Annotated in this window: 15 protein-coding genes; 14 read left to right on the top strand and 1 reads right to left on the bottom strand. The window is 72.2% G+C overall.

From position 1 onward, the window contains the following. The first annotated feature begins 8 nt into the window (after positions 1 to 8). The 8 genes from aroQ (at position 9) to IH61_RS0122290 (ending at position 6,654) form a co-directional block, all read left to right on the top strand. Positions 9 to 437: a type II 3-dehydroquinate dehydratase gene (gene aroQ / locus IH61_RS0122325; protein ID WP_031072518.1), complete on the top strand. Its 429-nt coding sequence runs from the start codon at positions 9 to 11 to the stop codon at positions 435 to 437. A gap of 96 nt (positions 438 to 533) precedes the next feature. Continuing rightward, on the top strand, positions 534 to 1,382 hold the full coding sequence (locus IH61_RS0122320; RefSeq protein WP_078911303.1) for an AAA family ATPase: 849 nt from the start codon (positions 534 to 536) through the stop codon (positions 1,380 to 1,382). A 105-nt stretch (positions 1,383 to 1,487) separates the two neighbouring features. Then, positions 1,488 to 2,297, top strand: a complete 810-nt coding sequence (locus IH61_RS0122315; RefSeq protein WP_031072513.1) for an Fpg/Nei family DNA glycosylase — start codon at positions 1,488 to 1,490, stop codon at positions 2,295 to 2,297. A 76-nt stretch (positions 2,298 to 2,373) separates the two neighbouring features. After that, positions 2,374 to 3,480: an aminopeptidase P family protein gene (locus IH61_RS0122310; protein WP_031072511.1), complete on the top strand. Its 1,107-nt coding sequence runs from the start codon at positions 2,374 to 2,376 to the stop codon at positions 3,478 to 3,480. Between the two features lie 55 nt (positions 3,481 to 3,535). After that, positions 3,536 to 4,099, top strand: a complete 564-nt coding sequence (gene efp / locus IH61_RS0122305) for an elongation factor P (protein WP_031072509.1) — start codon at positions 3,536 to 3,538, stop codon at positions 4,097 to 4,099. A 4-nt stretch (positions 4,100 to 4,103) separates the two neighbouring features. Beyond that, the gene (gene nusB / locus IH61_RS0122300; RefSeq protein WP_031072507.1) at positions 4,104 to 4,541 is read left to right on the top strand and encodes a transcription antitermination factor NusB; all 438 of its coding nucleotides are present in this window, start codon (positions 4,104 to 4,106) and stop codon (positions 4,539 to 4,541) included. A 183-nt stretch (positions 4,542 to 4,724) separates the two neighbouring features. Next, complete coding sequence (locus IH61_RS0122295; protein WP_031072505.1) at positions 4,725 to 5,552, top strand: thioesterase family protein; 828 nt, start codon at positions 4,725 to 4,727, stop codon at positions 5,550 to 5,552. 166 nt (positions 5,553 to 5,718) lie between these two features. Further along, positions 5,719 to 6,654 carry a hypothetical protein gene (locus tag IH61_RS0122290; RefSeq protein WP_031072504.1) on the top strand — a complete coding sequence of 312 codons (936 nt, stop codon included), beginning with the start codon at positions 5,719 to 5,721 and terminating at the stop codon, positions 6,652 to 6,654. A gap of 155 nt (positions 6,655 to 6,809) precedes the next feature. On the opposite strand, the gene IH61_RS0122285 is transcribed toward IH61_RS0122290, so the two are convergent. Next, positions 6,810 to 7,313: a transcriptional regulator gene (locus IH61_RS0122285; RefSeq protein WP_031072501.1), complete on the bottom strand. Its 504-nt coding sequence runs from the start codon at positions 7,311 to 7,313 to the stop codon at positions 6,810 to 6,812. A 330-nt stretch (positions 7,314 to 7,643) separates the two neighbouring features. Here IH61_RS0122285 and pyrR point away from each other — a divergent pair, with 330 nt between their 5' ends. From pyrR to carB, 6 genes are read left to right on the top strand one after another with little or no spacing between them, the layout of a single operon-like run. After that, a complete protein-coding gene (gene pyrR, locus IH61_RS0122280; RefSeq protein WP_031072498.1) occupies positions 7,644 to 8,276 on the top strand; it encodes a bifunctional pyr operon transcriptional regulator/uracil phosphoribosyltransferase PyrR in 633 nt (210 codons plus the stop codon). 6 nt (positions 8,277 to 8,282) lie between these two features. Then, positions 8,283 to 9,272, top strand: coding sequence for an aspartate carbamoyltransferase catalytic subunit (locus tag IH61_RS0122275; protein WP_031072497.1), 990 nt, complete (start codon positions 8,283 to 8,285; stop codon positions 9,270 to 9,272). Further along, positions 9,269 to 10,603 (top strand): dihydroorotase, encoded by a 1,335-nt coding sequence (locus IH61_RS0122270; RefSeq protein WP_234327285.1) that lies wholly within the window; start codon positions 9,269 to 9,271, stop codon positions 10,601 to 10,603. The genes IH61_RS0122275 and IH61_RS0122270 overlap by 4 nt, the downstream gene beginning before the upstream one ends. Continuing rightward, positions 10,600 to 11,160: a hypothetical protein gene (locus tag IH61_RS0122265; RefSeq protein ID WP_031072493.1), complete on the top strand. Its 561-nt coding sequence runs from the start codon at positions 10,600 to 10,602 to the stop codon at positions 11,158 to 11,160. The genes IH61_RS0122270 and IH61_RS0122265 overlap by 4 nt, the downstream gene beginning before the upstream one ends. Further along, positions 11,157 to 12,314, top strand: coding sequence for a glutamine-hydrolyzing carbamoyl-phosphate synthase small subunit (gene carA, locus IH61_RS0122260; protein WP_051837691.1), 1,158 nt, complete (start codon positions 11,157 to 11,159; stop codon positions 12,312 to 12,314). Before IH61_RS0122265 ends, carA begins: the two co-directional genes overlap by 4 nt. Continuing rightward, positions 12,307 to 15,615, top strand: coding sequence for a carbamoyl-phosphate synthase large subunit (carB, locus tag IH61_RS0122255; protein WP_031072489.1), 3,309 nt, complete (start codon positions 12,307 to 12,309; stop codon positions 15,613 to 15,615). Before carA ends, carB begins: the two co-directional genes overlap by 8 nt. The last annotated feature ends 72 nt before the right edge of the window (positions 15,616 to 15,687 follow it).

Raw genomic sequence — 15,687 nt, 5'->3', positions numbered from 1 at the left:
CCAGGGTGATGGTGCTCAACGGCCCCAACCTCGGCCGCCTGGGCAGCCGCGAGCCGGACGTCTACGGCGCCACCTCCTACGCCGGGCTGGTCGAGCGCTGCACCGCGCTCGGCAAGGAGTTCGGCTTCGAGGTCGAGGTCCACGAGACCAACTCCGAGCAGCAGATGGTCCAGTGGCTGCACGAGGCGGCGGATGGCAAGGTGCCCGTGGTGATCAACCCGGGGGCGTTCACGCACTACTCGTACGCGATGCGCGACGCCGCCGCGCAGCGCACCGCGCCCCTGATCGAGGTGCACATCTCCAACCCGTACGCCCGGGAGACCTTCCGGCACACCTCGGTGATCGCCGCCGTCGCCTCCGGGACGATCGCCGGGTTCGGGATCGGTTCGTACGAACTGGCGCTGCGCGCACTGGCGGAGCAACTGACCACGCGTTGACGGCCGGGCAGGGCCTTGCCGACGGCCCGGTGGCGGACTGTGCCCGCCGCCGGGCCGCCGTGTAATGTCCCCGCTGAGAGGTGTCGGGAGGGTGCCGTGACGCAGTACGCCGCAGGTGGGCAGGTCCCGCCGCGTCCCGCCGCTCCGCCGGTGCGGACGGGCCAGGGCACGGGCGCGGGAGCGCCCGTTCCGCCGCCGCCTCCGCCACCCCCGCCCGCGCGGCCCGTCCGTCCGGGGCCGGCCGCCCAGCCCGCACCCGCGCACGCCGGGCACGGGACCGTCCAGCTGCAGGCCCTGCCCATGCCGCCCGGCGGCACCGGGCACTTCGTGCTGCCCGCCGGAACGCCCGTCCAGCTGCCCGCCCACCCGCCGCGCCCGCACGCGCCCGCCGGGCCGATCGCGGTGCTGCTCATCGGGCCCGCCGGGGCGGGGAAGACCACCGTCGCCCGCTACTGGGCCGAGCGCCGGCCGACCCCGACCGCGCACATCAGCCTGGACGACGTCCGCGAGTGGGTGCAGGCAGGCTTCGCCAACCCGCAGGCCGGCTGGAACAACGCCTCCGAGGCGCAGTACCGCCTGGCCCGCCGGACCTGCGGCTTCGCCTGCCGCAACTACCTGGCCAACGGCATCTCCTGCATCATCGACGACGCGGTCTTCCCGGACCGCCCGGCCATCGGCCTCGGCGGCTGGAAGCGGCACATCGGCCCCGGCATGATCCCCGTGGTGCTGCTGCCGAGCCTGGACTCGGTGCTGCGCCGCAACGCCCGCCGCAGCGGCACCCGGCGGCTCGGGGACGAGGAGGTGGCGCGCATCCACGGGCGGATGGCGGGCTGGTACAACTCCGGGCTGCCGATCATCGACAACTCCTACCTGGACGTGGCCGGGACGGCCGCCGAGCTGGACCGGGTGATCCTGGCCCGGTTGACGGGCCAGCCCGTGCGCTGACCTGCCCGTGCGCCGACCTGCGGCTGCCGGAGCGGCCGGGGGTGTCGGTGGCGGCTGGGATGATGGACGCAGTCCCAGTCGAACCGTCCGTGGGAGGTCGTGCCCGTGCCCGAAGGCCACATCATCCACCGTCTCGCCGCCGAGAACCGCAGGGCCTTCGGCGGCCGTGCCGTCCGCGTCACCAGCCCGCAGGGCCGCTTCGCCGACGAGGCGAAGGTGATCGACGGCCAACTGCTCACCGGCGCCGAGGCGTTCGGCAAGCACCTGTTCCTCGGCTTCGAGGAGGGCGGCTGGGTGCACGTCCACCTCGGGCTGTACGGCGGGTTCACCTTCGGCGAGGGCGAGGCGCCCGACCCGGTCGGGATGATCCGGCTGCGGCTGGAGAACGAGGACGGCTACGCGGACCTGCGCGGTCCCAACACCTGCGCGCTGGTCACCGAGGCCCAGAAGGCTTCCGTCGCCGCCCGGCTCGGGCCGGACCCGCTGCGCGCGGACGCCGACCCGGAGGCCGCCTGGCGCCGGGTGTCCGCCAGCCGTACGACCGTGGCCGCGCTGCTGATGGACCAGAAGGTGCTGGCCGGGGTGGGCAACGTCTACCGGGCGGAGGTGCTCTTCCGGCACGGCATCGACCCGCACCGGGCCGGGCGCGAGCTCACCCGCCGGGAGTGGGACGCGATCTGGGCCGACCTCGTGGCCCTGATGCGCGAGGGCGTCGGCGCCGGGCGGATCGACACCGTCCGGCCCGAGCACACGCCCGAGGCGATGGGCCGCCCGCCGCGCAAGGACGACCACGGCGGCGAGGTGTACGTGTACCGGCGCGCGGCCATGCCCTGCCTGGTCTGCGGCACCGAGGTGCGCACGGAGGAGCACGCCGCGCGGAACCTGTTCTGGTGCCCGTCCTGCCAGACGGTGTGAGGCCGCCGCCCCGATGAACCCCCGCCGCGCCGTCTCTCGGGGGGCGGGCCGGGGCGGGGGTCCGTAGGCTCGGGGCATGGTGGATGCGTACGCGGCCCGCCGGGAGCGGGTGAGGGAGCACTGCGGTGCGTCGGGGGTCGACGCGGCGCTGGTGACGCGGGCGGCGAACGTGCGGTACCTGACGGGCTGCGCGCCCTGCGGGGCGACGCTGCTGCTGACCAGGGAACGGGCGCTGCTCACGCTGCCGGACGACCTGCCGCCGGACGACGCGGGGGAGCACCTCATCGCGCCCGAGGTGGAGCAGGCGTCGGTGCCCGCCGGGTCGGACACCGCCCTCGCCGCCGCGGAGACTGCCGCGCGGCTGGGCGTGGCGGGCCTGGCGGTGGAGGAGCACGACCTGACCGTCAGCCGCCACCGCGCGGTGGCGGCCCTGCTGGAGGGCGCGCGGCTGACCGGCCTCGGGCCGGTGGTGGAGCGGCTTCGGGTGGTCAAGGACGAGCACGAGATCGCCGATCTGCGGGTCGCCGCCGAGATCGCCGACCAGGCGCTCGGCGAGCTGCTGGAGTCGATCCTGGTCGGCCGTACCGAGCGGCACCTGGCCATGGAGCTGGAGCGCCGGATGATCGACCACGGCGCCGACCGGGCCGCCTTCCCGGTCTCCGTGGGCACCGGCAGCCACTCCGGCCAGGGCGCCCACCAGCCCACCGACCGCCGGGTGGAGGAGGGAGACTTCCTGACCGTGGTGCTCGGCGCGCAGTACCGCGGGTACGGGGTCTCCACCGCCCGGACCTTCGTGATCGGCGCCGCCCCCGCGCCCTGGCAGGTGGAGCTGCACCGGCTGGTCTTCCGCGCCCAGCGGGCCGGCCGGGAGGCCCTGGAGCCGGGGGCGGAGCAGTGCGTGCCCGACCGGGCCGCGCGGCAGGTGCTGGAGGCGGCCGGGTACCCGGAGGCGTCCGCGCACCCGATCGGGCACGGCATCGGGCTGGAGATCCGGGAGGCGCCGCGCCTGGGCCCGACGGACATGGGTAAACTGGACAGCCGCGTGCCGGTCACCGTCGGCCCTGGAGTCCACCTCCCGGGCAAGGGCGGGGTCCGGATCGAGGACACGCTCGTCGTACGCCCCCTCGAAGAGGGCGGGCCCGAGCTGCTCACCATCACCACCAAGGAGCTCCTCGCCCTGTGAAGGCAGGACGCGACCCTTGGTTCCTTGACAGCTATATCCAGGAGTAAGTGCGACCGTGGCTTCCACGAACGATCTCAAGAACGGCATGGTCCTCAAGCTGGAGGGCGGCAAGCTCTGGTCCGTCGTCGAGTTCCAGCACGTCAAGCCCGGCAAGGGCCCGGCGTTCGTGCGGACGAAGCTCAAGGAGGTCCTGACGGGCAAGGTCGTCGACAAGACCTTCAACGCCGGGACCAAGGTCGAGACCGCCAACGTCGACAAGCGCGGCATGCAGTTCTCGTACAAGGACGGCGAGAACTTCGTGTTCATGGACATGGACACCTACGACCAGATCACCATCGAGAAGGCCGTTGTCGGCGACGCCGCCGACTACCTGCTCGAGGGCTTCGAGGCCCTGGTCGCCACGAACGAGGGCGCCGTCCTCTACATCGAGCTCCCGACCTCGGTCGAGCTCCTCATCGCCGAGACCGAGCCGGGCGTCCAGGGCGACCGCTCCACCGGTGGCACCAAGCCGGCCACCCTGGAGACCGGCGCCGAGATCCAGGTGCCGCTCTTCATCACCACCGGTGAGAAGGTCAAGGTCGACACCCGCGACGGCAGCTACCTCGGCCGGGTGAAGTAAGTCCGTGTCGGCCGCACGTAGCAAGGCCCGTACCAGGGCCTTCCAGATCCTCTTCGAGGCCGACCACCGCGGGGTCGACCCGCAGCAGGTCCTCGCCGACTGGGTGGCCCGCGCCCGCGAGCCCAAGCCCGACGAGGGCACCCCGCAGGTCGCCGAGTACACGATGGAGCTCATCGAGGGGTACGTCCAGCACGCCCGCCGGATCGACGACCTGATCGAGCAGTACGCGGTGGGCTGGGAGCTCGACCGCATGCCGATGGTCGACCGGAACGTGCTGCGCCTCGGCGCGTACGAGCTGATCTGGGAGGACGGCGTCCCGGACGCGGTCGTCCTGGACGAGGCCGTCGAGATCGCCAAGGAGTTCTCCACGGACGACTCCCCGGCGTTCGTCAACGGCATGCTGGCCCGGTTCCTGGAGCTGAAGCCGAGCATCCGCCGCTAGGGCCTGTCCGGCGGATCTTGCCGGGCGCACGAACAGCGCGAACAGTACGAACAGCACGGCCGTCGGTCCGGATCCTCCGGGCCGACGGCCGTTCCGCGCTTCACCCGGGCGGCGTAAGGTGGTGTCCTACTCGCCGGTAACTTGGCGACCGGAACAACCCGTGCGAAGGGCAGGCCACCTCCCATGACCACCGCGACCCGCAGCGAGTTCGACCAGGGCATCGCCCTGACCAGACACTCCGAGGAGCCCGGCCGCTACGACGGCGAACTGGGCGAGGGCTGGCAGATCGGCGGCGGCGTCAACGGCGGGCTGCTGCTCGCCGTGGCCGCACACGCCCTCTCGCTGGAGCACGGGGAGCACCCGGACCCGGTCTCGATCAGCGGTTACTACCTCTCCGCCTCCACCCCCGGCCCGGCCACCGTCCGCACCGAGGTGCTGCGCAGCGGCCGCGGGCTCTCCACCGGCACCGCCTCGCTCAGCCAGGACGGCGTCGAACGGCTGCGCGTGGTCGCCAGCCACGGCGACCTCGGCTCCCTGGAGGGCGAGGTGCGCACCACCGCGACCCCGCCGCAGCTGCCGCCGCCGGACCGGTGCATCGGCATCGAGCACGCGCCCCGCCAACTCGTCGAGCAGGCCGCCCTGCTGGAGCGCTTCGACCTGCGCCTGGACCCGGCCACCGTCGGCTGGGCGCTCGGCCAGCCCTCGGGCCAGGGGCGCATCCAGGGCTGGTTCCGCCTCGCCGACGGCCGCGAGCCGGACCCGCTGGTGCTCCTGCTGGTCGCCGACGCGCTGCCGCCGGTCACCTTCGACCTGGGCATGCCCGGCTGGGCCCCGACCGTGGAGCTGACCGTCCACCTGCGGGCCAAGCCGGCGCCCGGCTGGCTTCGGGTCGTCCACGCCACCCGCAACCTGGCCGGCGGGTACTTCGAGGAGGACGCCGAGGTCTGGGACGAGACGGGCCGCCTGGTCGCGCAGTCCCGCCAGCTGGCCCGGGTGCCGCGTAGCGCGTGACCCTTGCGCCGTGACGCCCAGGCGCTTACGGAGGCGGAAAAATCAGACTCACGTTCGGTTACATTCCTGTGACACGCCGTACGTGTGCGGCGCCCGGCGATGGGGAGGAAGACGGTCAGCGGCCGACCGGCCGCCGACCGTCACCCGCCGACGCCAGGAGCCACCGATGAGCAGCGACCAGGGCCGCGCCCGCCGTAACCCCGACCGCGCCGGTGGCGGCCATCGTCCGCTCGCCCGGGTGCCGCACCGGCGCCAGCACGCCGAGGGGGCCGAGCAGGCGTTCGTCATCGGGGTGCTCACCAGTGCCGCCGACTTCGAGCGGGCCCGCGACTGGGGCGTCTCCGACGCCGCCGACTTCGACCGCTACCTGGCCGAGACGGCCGAACTGCTCGGGGACGCGCTGGAGCGCTTCGACACCGTCCGCGCCCGGATGTTCCACCCGCAGGACTTCGCCGAGTTCTGTCTGCTGCACGGGCTGGACCCGGCCGAACCCTCCGCCCGCGACCGCTACCTCGTCAACCCGCCGCTGCGCACCCAGCTGCTTCCGTATCAGGGTGAGGAGCTGTCAGGGGACTTCCTGCCGCGCCTGGTTCGCGCCCGGGAGAACGGGCTGACGCTGTGCCACGCCGACCTGCTGCTGGACGGCGCGCTGTACGGCGGCGGGGGAGAGGTCGACGAGGACTGCGTCGACGAGGAGCATGCGCGCTGGGTCCGGGCCGCCTACCAGCGCGGCGGCGAGGTGTTCCGCCGGATGCTCGTCGGCGCGGGCGCCGGGGTGTACGAGCTGCGCCTGAGGGTGGACGCGCCGGGCGGGCGGCTGACGGCCTCGGCGCGGGTGCTCCAGTGGGAGGACGGCGTCGTGCGGATCAACGACGAGGACATGGAGCTGGTCTGCGCCGTGCTGTGCGCCGGGCTGGCGCTGGAGCTGCCGGGCGTCGCGGTGCTGCACGGCTCGCAGGGCTCGGCGGCGACCTGCGGGGAGTACCTGCCGGCGGCCTGGGCCTGGTCCAGCGGCGGGCCGGACTGGGCGCCGGCGGACCGGCCGGTGCGGCTGGACGGCGTGGCCGCCCGGCCGGGCTACAGCCTGGGGACGGTCTGCTGAGACGCGTTGACGCAGGTTGACGCACGCCGGCGCGCACCGACCGCACGCGCCGCGGCGCGGCCCCCGGAGAACCGGGCTGCCGCGCCGTGACGTTTCTGCGTGCGGCCCGCCGGCCGTTGGAGGGTTTCTCCTGGCCGGAGCCGGTGAGGCGAGCGTCAGCTCGCCTCCTCCTCGCGCACCGCGCGGCGCGCGTCGGGGTTCAGCACGCCCCAGGAGATCAGCTGCTCGGTGAGGATCGACGGCGACTGGTCGTAGATCACGGCCAGGGTGCGCAGGTCGTCCTGGCGGATCGAGAGCACCTTGCCGTTGTAGTCGCCGCGCTGGCTCTGGATGGTCGCCGCGTAGCGCTGCAGCGGGCCGGCCTTCTCGGAAGGGACCTGGGTCAGTCTCTCCAGGTCGAGGACCAGGCGCGGAGGCGGCTCGGCCGCGCCGCCGGGGGTGCCGCCGGGCAGCAGCTCCTGCACCGGGACGCCGTAGAACTCCGCCAGTTCGGCCAGCCGCTGCACGGTGACCGCACGGTCGCCGCGCTCGTACGAGCCGACGACGACTGCCTTCCAGCGCCCCTGGGACTTCTCCTCGACACCGTGCAGGGAGAGCCCCTGCTGAGTGCGGATCGCTCGGAGCTTGCCTCCGAGCTGCTTCGCGTAGTCGCTGGACATTGATCTCCCCGGACGAGATTGCTTCGCGTTCAGTAGTGGGTCACGGGCGATTGTCGATGCCGTTACCGGTGGGTTCGAACTCCGTCTCGTAACTCACTGTGAGGTTACGTAGAGTAAGGTAGTTGCGTCAAGCCGAATGGGGCAGTCGTGCGAATGGCCCGCATCGTCGGTGCATCGGCGGCGTTAACCCGCTGAAGCGGAATGATGGAGGTCCATTTGCCGCTCGGCGCGCTGATAGGATGACCCGAAGCCCACGCCGGATTCGGCGGGGCGATCCCAGACATCCTTTAAGACCCGTCCTGTGAGGCGGGGAAGGAGGTCCGCTTCGGCATGACCGCACGCCAGGAACACCAGGATTCGACCCCGAGGCCGCCGCACCAGGTGCTGGACGGCTCGGACATCGCCCGGGTCATCACCCGGATAGCGCACGAGATCGTCGAGCGCGCCAAGGGCGCGGAGGACGTCGTGCTGCTCGGCATCCACACCAGGGGTGTCCACCTCGCCCGCCGCCTGCACGACCGGCTGGCGCAGATCACCGGGCGCGAGATCCCGCTCGGCACCCTGGACATCACCATGTACCGGGACGACCTGCGGCTGAAGCCCGCCCGCGCCCTGGAGCACACCGAGATCCCGCCCGGCGGCATCGACGGCCGCCTCGTGATCCTCGTCGACGACGTGCTCTTCTCCGGCCGCACCATCCGCGCCGCCCTCGACGCGCTCAGCGACATCGGCCGCCCGCGCGCCGTACAGCTCGCCGTCCTCGTCGACCGCGGGCACCGCGAGCTGCCGATCCGCGCCGACTACGTGGGCAAGAACCTCCCCACCTCGCTGCGCGAGGCCGTGCAGGTGCGCCTCGCCGACTCCGACGGCGTGGACGCCGTCCTGGTCGGGGACCGCGACCACGCCGCCCGATCGACGCAGGCCATGGCCGCCGAGCCGTCCGAACCGCACCTTCCGGAGTAGAACCGCGTGAAGCGCCACCTCGTCTCCACTGCCGACCTCACCCGTGACGACGCGCTGCTGATCCTGGACACCGCCGAGGAGCTGGCCCAGCTCTCCGGCCGGGCCGTCAAGAAGCTGCCCACGCTGCGCGGCCGCACCGTCGTCAACCTCTTCTTCGAGGACTCCACCCGCACCAAGACCTCCTTCGAGGTCGCCGAGAAGCGGCTCTCCGCCGACGTCATCAACTTCTCGGCCAAGGGCTCCTCCGTCTCCAAGGGCGAGAGCCTCAAGGACACCGCCCTGACCCTCCAGGCGATGGGCGCCGACGCCGTGGTCATCCGCCACCACGCCTCGGGCGCGCCGGCCCGGCTCGCGCAGTCCGACTGGCTGCACGGCAGTGTGATCAACGCCGGTGACGGCACCCACGAGCACCCCACCCAGGCGCTGCTCGACGCCTTCACCATGCGCCGCCACCTCAACGCGGGCCTGGGCAAGGACCTCGCCGGGCGCCGGGTGACGATCGTCGGCGACGTGCTGCACAGCCGCGTCGCCCGCTCCAACGTGCACCTGCTGACCACCCTCGGCGCCCGGGTCACCTTCGTCGCCCCGCCGACCCTGCTGCCCATCGGCATTCAGAACTGGCCCTGCGAGATCAGCTACGACCTCGACAGCGTCCTGCCGAAGACCGACGCGCTGATGATGCTGCGGGTCCAGCGCGAGCGGATGAACGCCGCGTTCTTCCCGACAGAGCGCGAGTACAGCCGCCGCTACGGCATGAACGGCCTGCGGATGGCGCAGCTGCCCGAGCACGCCATCGTCATGCACCCCGGCCCGATGGTCCGCGGCATGGAGATCACCGCCGAGGTCGCCGACTCGCCGCGCTGCACCGTGGTCGAGCAGGTCGCCAACGGCGTCTCCGTCCGGATGGCCGTCCTGTACCTGCTGCTCGGCGGAGCCACCCTCGCCGACGCCCCCGCCGCAGCCCCCCGCACCGACTCCGTGGAGAACGTCCAGTGAACGAGCGCAGTGAGCGAACCGACAAGACGGTCAGCTACCTGATCCGCAACGCCAAGATCCTGGGCGGCGCCCCGCAGGACCTCCACCTCGCCGACGGCGTGATCGCGGCGATCGGCACCGACCTGGCCGTCGAGGCCGACATCGAGATCGACGCCACCGGCCTGATCGCCCTGCCCGGCCTGGTCGACCTGCACACCCACCTGCGCGAGCCCGGCCGCGAGGACGCCGAGACCGTCCTCACCGGCACCCAGGCCGCCGCGATGGGCGGCTTCACCGCCGTCCACGCCATGGCCAACACCACCCCGGTGGCCGACAGCGCCGGTGTCGTCGAGCAGGTCTGGCGCCTCGGCCAGGAGGCCGGCTACTGCGACGTCCAGCCGGTCGGCGCCGTCACCGTGGGCCTGGGGGGCAAGAAGCTCGCCGAGCTCGGCGCGATGCACGAGTCCGCCGCCGGCGTGCGGGTCTTCTCCGACGACGGCAAGTGCGTGGACGACGCGGTGCTGATGCGCCGCGCCCTGGAGTACGTCAAGGCGTTCGACGGGGTCGTCGCCCAGCACGCCCAGGAGCCGCGGCTGACCGAGGGCGCCCAGATGAACGAGGGCCAGGTCTCCGGCGAGCTCGGGCTCGGCGGCTGGCCGGCCGTCGCCGAGGAGTCGATCATCGCCCGCGACGTGCTGCTCGCCGCGCACGTCGGCTCCCGGCTGCACGTCTGCCACCTTTCCACGGCCGGCTCGGTCGAGATCGTCCGCTGGGCCAAGTCCAAGGGCTGGGACGTCACCGCCGAGGTGACCCCGCACCACCTGCTGCTGACCGACGAGATGGTCCGCAGCTACGACCCGGTGTACAAGGTGAACCCGCCGCTGCGCACCGCCGAGGACGTCCAGGCGCTGCGCAAGGCGCTCGCGGACGGCACCATCGACGCCGTCGCCACCGACCACGCGCCGCACCCGGACGAGGACAAGGACTGCGAGTGGGCCGTGGCCGCGATGGGCATGGTCGGCCTGGAGACCGCGCTGTCGGTCGTGCAGCAGACCATGGTCGACACGGGCCTGCTGAACTGGGAGGGCGTCGCCGACCGCATGTCGCACCGCCCGGCGCGGATCGGCCGTCTCACCGGACAGGGCCGCCCCATCTCGGTCGGTGAGCCTGCCAACCTGGTGCTCTTCGATCCCGCGTACCGTGGTGCCGTGAACCCGGACACCTTCGCCACCCGCAGCCGCAACACCCCGTACAAGGGCCTGGACCTGCCCGGACGGGTGCACGCCACCTTCCTGCGCGGGCGCGCCACCGTCCTCGCGGGGGAGCTCGCCGAGCAGGGCGGTCAGGCGTGATCACCTCTCTTGCCAGGGAGCAGGCGAAGGTCACCAACTGGCCCGGTTACATCGGCTGGGCCGTGGGCCTGCTGATTATCATCGGCCTGGTCTACTGGCTGATGCGCCAGGGCTGGAACTGGCGGCGCACCCTGCAGTCCGGCATGCCGCCGCTGCCCGCCGTGCCGGAGAAGGCCGGGCGCACCATCCTGGAGACCAGCGGCCGGTACCACGGCACCACCACCGCCGGGAACTGGCTGGACCGGGTCGTCGCGCACGGCCTGGGCACCCGCAGCCGGGCCGACCTCACCCTCGGGGAGGCGGGCCTGCTGGTGCGGCGCCCCGGCGATGTCGACCTGTGGATTCCGGCGGAGGACCTGACGGGTGCCCGCACGGACTCCGGGATCGCCGGCAAGGTCGTCCCGTCCGGACTGCTCGTCGTGACCTGGAACCACGAGGGCACCGCCCTCGACTCGGGCTTCCGGGCCGACCACCCCGACGAGCACACCGCCTGGGTCGAGGCGATCGCCCAACTCGCAACACGTACGAAGACGAAGACGGAAGAGGCCACTCGATGACCGCACCTGCCCCCACCACGCAGCGCCAACGGCGGGTTCGCGTGCCCGCCGTGCTCGTCCTGGAGGACGGCCGGACCTTCCGCGGCGAGGCGTACGGCGCGATCGGCGAGACCTTCGGCGAGGCGGTCTTCAACACCGGCATGTCCGGCTACCAGGAGACCCTCACCGACCCCTCGTACCACCGCCAGGTGGTCGTGATGACCGCCCCCCAGATCGGCAACACCGGCTGGAACGACGAGGACGACGAGTCCAGGCGGATCTGGGTCGCCGGGTACGTCGTGCGCGACCCCGCCCGGGTCGCCTCCAACTGGCGCTCGCGCCGCTCCCTGGACGAGGAGCTCGTCCGCCAGGGCGTCGTCGGCATCAGCGGCGTCGACACCCGCGCCCTGACCCGCCACCTGCGCGAGCGCGGCGCCATGCGCTGCGGCATCTTCTCCGGCGAGACGCTCGCCGACCCGGCCGCGCTGCTGGCCCGGGTGCAGCAGTCGCCCGAGATGAAGGGCGCCGACCTGTGCGCCGAGGTGGCCACCACCGAGGCGTACGTCGTCCCGGCGATCGGTGAGAAGAAGTTCACCGTCGCCGCCCTGGACCTCGGCATCAAGGCGATGACCCCGCAGCGGATGGCCGAGCGCGGTATCGAGGTGCACGTGCTCCCCGCGAACTCCACCCTGGAGGACGTCTACGCCGTCAACCCCGACGGCGTGTTCTTCTCCAACGGCCCGGGCGACCCGGCCACCGCCGACCAGCAGGTCGCCCTGGCGCAGGGCGTGCTGGAGCGGAAGACCCCGTTCTTCGGGATCTGCTTCGGCAACCAGATCCTCGGCCGCGCGCTGGGCTTCGGCACGTACAAGCTCAAGTACGGCCACCGCGGCATCAACCAGCCGGTGCAGGACCGCACCACCGGCAAGGTCGAGGTGACCGCCCACAACCACGGCTTCGCCGTGAACGCGCCGCTGGACAAGGTGAGCGACACCCCGTACGGGCGCGTCGAGGTCTCCCACGTCTGCCTCAACGACGACGTGGTCGAGGGCCTGCAGGCGCTCGACGTCCCCGCGTTCAGCGTGCAGTACCACCCCGAAGCGGCCGCCGGCCCGCACGACGCCGCCTACCTGTTCGACCGCTTCGTGAAGCTCATGGAGGGCCAGCGTGCCTAAGCGCACTGACATCAAGTCCGTCCTGGTGATCGGGTCCGGCCCGATCGTGATCGGCCAGGCCGCCGAGTTCGACTACTCGGGTACGCAGGCTTGCCGCGTCCTCAAGGCCGAGGGCCTGCGCGTCATCCTGGTCAACTCCAACCCGGCCACGATCATGACCGACCCGGAGATCGCCGACGCCACGTACGTCGAGCCGATCACCCCCGAGTTCGTCGAGAAGATCATCGCCAAGGAGCGCCCCGACGCCCTGCTGCCGACCCTGGGCGGCCAGACCGCGCTCAACACCGCCATCTCCCTGCACGCCGCCGGCACGCTGGACAAGTACGGCGTCGAGCTGATCGGCGCCGACGTGGTGGCGATCAACAAGGGCGAGGACCGCGACCTGTTCAAGGGCGTCGTCGAGGCCGTCAACGCCAAGATCGGCTACGGCGAGTCCGCCCGCTCGGTCATCTGCCACACCATGGACGAGGTCCTCGCCGGTGTGGACACCCTCGGCGGCTACCCCGTCGTCGTGCGCCCCTCCTTCACCATGGGCGGCGCCGGCTCCGGCTTCGCCCACAACGAGGAGGACCTGCGCCGCATCGCCGGCCAGGGCCTGACCCTCTCGCCGACCACCGAGGTGCTCCTGGAGGAGTCCATCCTCGGCTGGAAGGAGTACGAGCTGGAGCTGATGCGCGACAAGAGCGACAACGTCGTGGTCGTCTGCTCCATCGAGAACTTCGACCCGATGGGCGTGCACACCGGTGACTCGATCACCGTCGCCCCGGCGATGACCCTCACCGACCGCGAGTACCAGATCCTGCGCGACATCGGCATCGCCGTGATCCGCGAGGTCGGCGTCGACACCGGCGGCTGCAACATCCAGTTCGCGGTCAACCCCGAGGACGGCCGGGTCATCGTCATCGAGATGAACCCGCGCGTCTCCCGCTCCTCGGCGCTCGCCTCCAAGGCCACCGGCTTCCCGATCGCCAAGATCGCCGCCAAGCTGGCCATCGGCTACACCCTGGACGAGGTCCCCAACGACATCACCGAGGAGACCCCGGCCTCCTTCGAGCCGACCCTCGACTACGTCGTGGTCAAGGTCCCGCGCTTCGCGTTCGAGAAGTTCCCGAGCGCCGACGCCAGCCTCACCACCACCATGAAGTCCGTCGGCGAGGCCATGGCCCTGGGCCGCAACTTCCCCGAGGCGCTCCAGAAGGCGTTGCGCTCGCTGGAGAAGAAGGGCTCGCAGTTCTCCTGGACCGGGCCGGTGGGCGACAAGGCCGAGCTGCTCGCCAAGGCGGTCGTGCCGACCGACGGCCGGATCAACACCGTCATGGACGCCATCCGCGCCGGCGCCACCGCCGAGGAGGTGTTCGAGGCCACCCGGATCGACCCGTGGTTCGTCGACCAGCTCTTCCTGATCGACGAGATCGCCGGCGAGCTGGCCGAGGCCCCCGAGCTCACCCCCGAGCTGCTGCGCCACGCCAAGCGGAACGGCTTCTCCGACCAGCAGATCGGCGAGATCCGCGGCCTCAAGCCGGACGTCGTCCGCGAGGTGCGCCACGCCCTGGGTGTGCGCCCGGTGTTCAAGACCGTCGACACCTGCGCCGCCGAGTTCGCCGCCAGGACCCCGTACTTCTACTCGTCCTACGACGAGGAGAACGAGGTCGCCCCGCGCACCAAGCCCGCCGTGATCATCCTCGGCTCGGGCCCCAACCGCATCGGCCAGGGCATCGAGTTCGACTACTCCTGCGTCCACGCCTCCTTCGCGCTGGCCGACGCCGGGTACGAGACCGTGATGGTCAACTGCAACCCGGAGACCGTCTCCACCGACTACGACACCTCCGACCGGCTCTACTTCGAGCCGCTCACCCTGGAGGACGTCCTGGAGATCGTCCACGCTGAGCAGCAGGCCGGCCCGCTCGCGGGCGTCATCGTCCAGCTCGGCGGCCAGACCCCGCTGGGCCTGGCCCAGGCGCTCAAGGACAACGGCGTGCCGATCGTCGGCACCCAGCCCGAGGCCATCGACCTCGCCGAGGAGCGCGGCGCCTTCGGCCGCGTGCTGCGCGACGCGGGCCTCCCGGCCCCCAAGCACGGCACCGCCTTCTCCTTCGCCGAGGCCAAGGCCATCGCCGACGAGATCGGCTACCCGGTGCTCGCCCGCCCGTCGTACGTCCTCGGCGGCCGCGGCATGGAGATCGTCTACGACGAGGCGTCGCTGGCCTCCTACCTGGAGCGCCACGCCGGCCTGATCTCCGAGCACCCGGTGCTCATCGACCGCTTCCTCGACGACGCGGTGGAGATCGACGTCGACGCGCTCTACGACGGCACCGAGCTCTACCTCGGCGGCGTCATGGAGCACATCGAGGAGGCCGGCATCCACTCCGGCGACTCCGCCTGCGCCCTGCCCCCGATCACCCTCGGCGGCCACGACATCAAGCGCCTGCGCACCTCCACCGAGGCCATCGCGCGCGGCGTCGGGGTGCGCGGCCTGATCAACATCCAGTTCGCCCTGGCCGGGGACATCCTCTACGTCCTGGAGGCCAACCCCCGCGCCTCCCGGACCGTCCCCTTCACGTCCAAGGCGACCGCCGTGCCGCTGGCCAAGGCCGCTGCCCGGATCTCGCTCGGCGCCACCATCGCCGAGCTGCGCGCCGAGGGCCTGCTCCCGGCCGAGGGCGACGGCGGCACCCTGCCGGCCGACTGCCCGATCGCCGTCAAGGAGGCCGTGATGCCGTGGAGCCGCTTCCGCGACATCCACGGACGCGGCGTCGACACCGTGCTCGGCCCGGAGATGCGCTCGACCGGTGAGGTCATGGGCATCGACAAGGTCTTCGGCACCGCCTACGCCAAGGCGCAGTCCGGCGCGTACGGCGCGCTGCCGACCAAGGGCAAGGTCTTCGTCTCCGTCGCCAACCGCGACAAGCGCAACCTGGTCTTCCCGGCCCGCGCGCTCGTCGGCCTCGGCTTCGAGGTGCTCGCCACCGCCGGCACCGCCGAGGTGCTGCAGCGCGGCGGCATCCCGTCCACGCTGGTGCGCAAGCACAGCGAGGGCGAGGGCCCGAACGGCGAGAAGACCATCGTCCAGCTGATCCACGACGGTGAGGTCGACCTCATCATCAACACCCCGTACGGCACCGGCGGGCGCCTCGACGGCTACGAGATCCGCACCGCGGCCGTCTCGCGCGGGGTGCCCTGCCTGACCACCGTCCAGGCGATGGGCGCGGCCGTCCAGGGCATGGACGCGCAGCTGCGCGACGAGGTCGGGGTGATGTCCCTCCAGGAGCACGCCGAGCTGATCAACGCCGGCCGCAGGTAGCACCGCCGCAGTGGGGGGCACCGAACTTCCTCGGGTGCCCCCCACTCCCATGTCCGAATCCGCTCACCACCT

It is taken from the genome of Streptomyces sp. NRRL WC-3742, from assembly GCF_000720635.1.
Classification (GTDB): domain Bacteria; phylum Actinomycetota; class Actinomycetes; order Streptomycetales; family Streptomycetaceae; genus Kitasatospora.
The sequence above is the reverse complement of the archived record's forward strand: the minus strand, read 5'-3'. Positions and strand labels throughout refer to the sequence as shown.

Excerpts from the sequence above, each read along its gene's own strand:
- aroQ (WP_031072518.1), top strand. The coding sequence starts at position 9 with ATGGTGCTCAACGGCCCCAACCTCGGCCGCCTGGGCAGCCGCGAGCCG.
- IH61_RS0122310 (WP_031072511.1), top strand. The coding sequence starts at position 2,374 with ATGGTGGATGCGTACGCGGCCCGCCGGGAGCGGGTGAGGGAGCACTGC.
- IH61_RS0122295 (WP_031072505.1), top strand. The coding sequence starts at position 4,725 with ATGACCACCGCGACCCGCAGCGAGTTCGACCAGGGCATCGCCCTGACC.
- IH61_RS0122290 (WP_031072504.1), top strand. The coding sequence starts at position 5,719 with ATGAGCAGCGACCAGGGCCGCGCCCGCCGTAACCCCGACCGCGCCGGT.
- IH61_RS0122285 (WP_031072501.1), bottom strand. The coding sequence starts at position 7,313 with ATGTCCAGCGACTACGCGAAGCAGCTCGGAGGCAAGCTCCGAGCGATC.
- pyrR (WP_031072498.1), top strand. The coding sequence starts at position 7,644 with ATGACCGCACGCCAGGAACACCAGGATTCGACCCCGAGGCCGCCGCAC.
- carA (WP_051837691.1), top strand. The coding sequence starts at position 11,157 with ATGACCGCACCTGCCCCCACCACGCAGCGCCAACGGCGGGTTCGCGTG.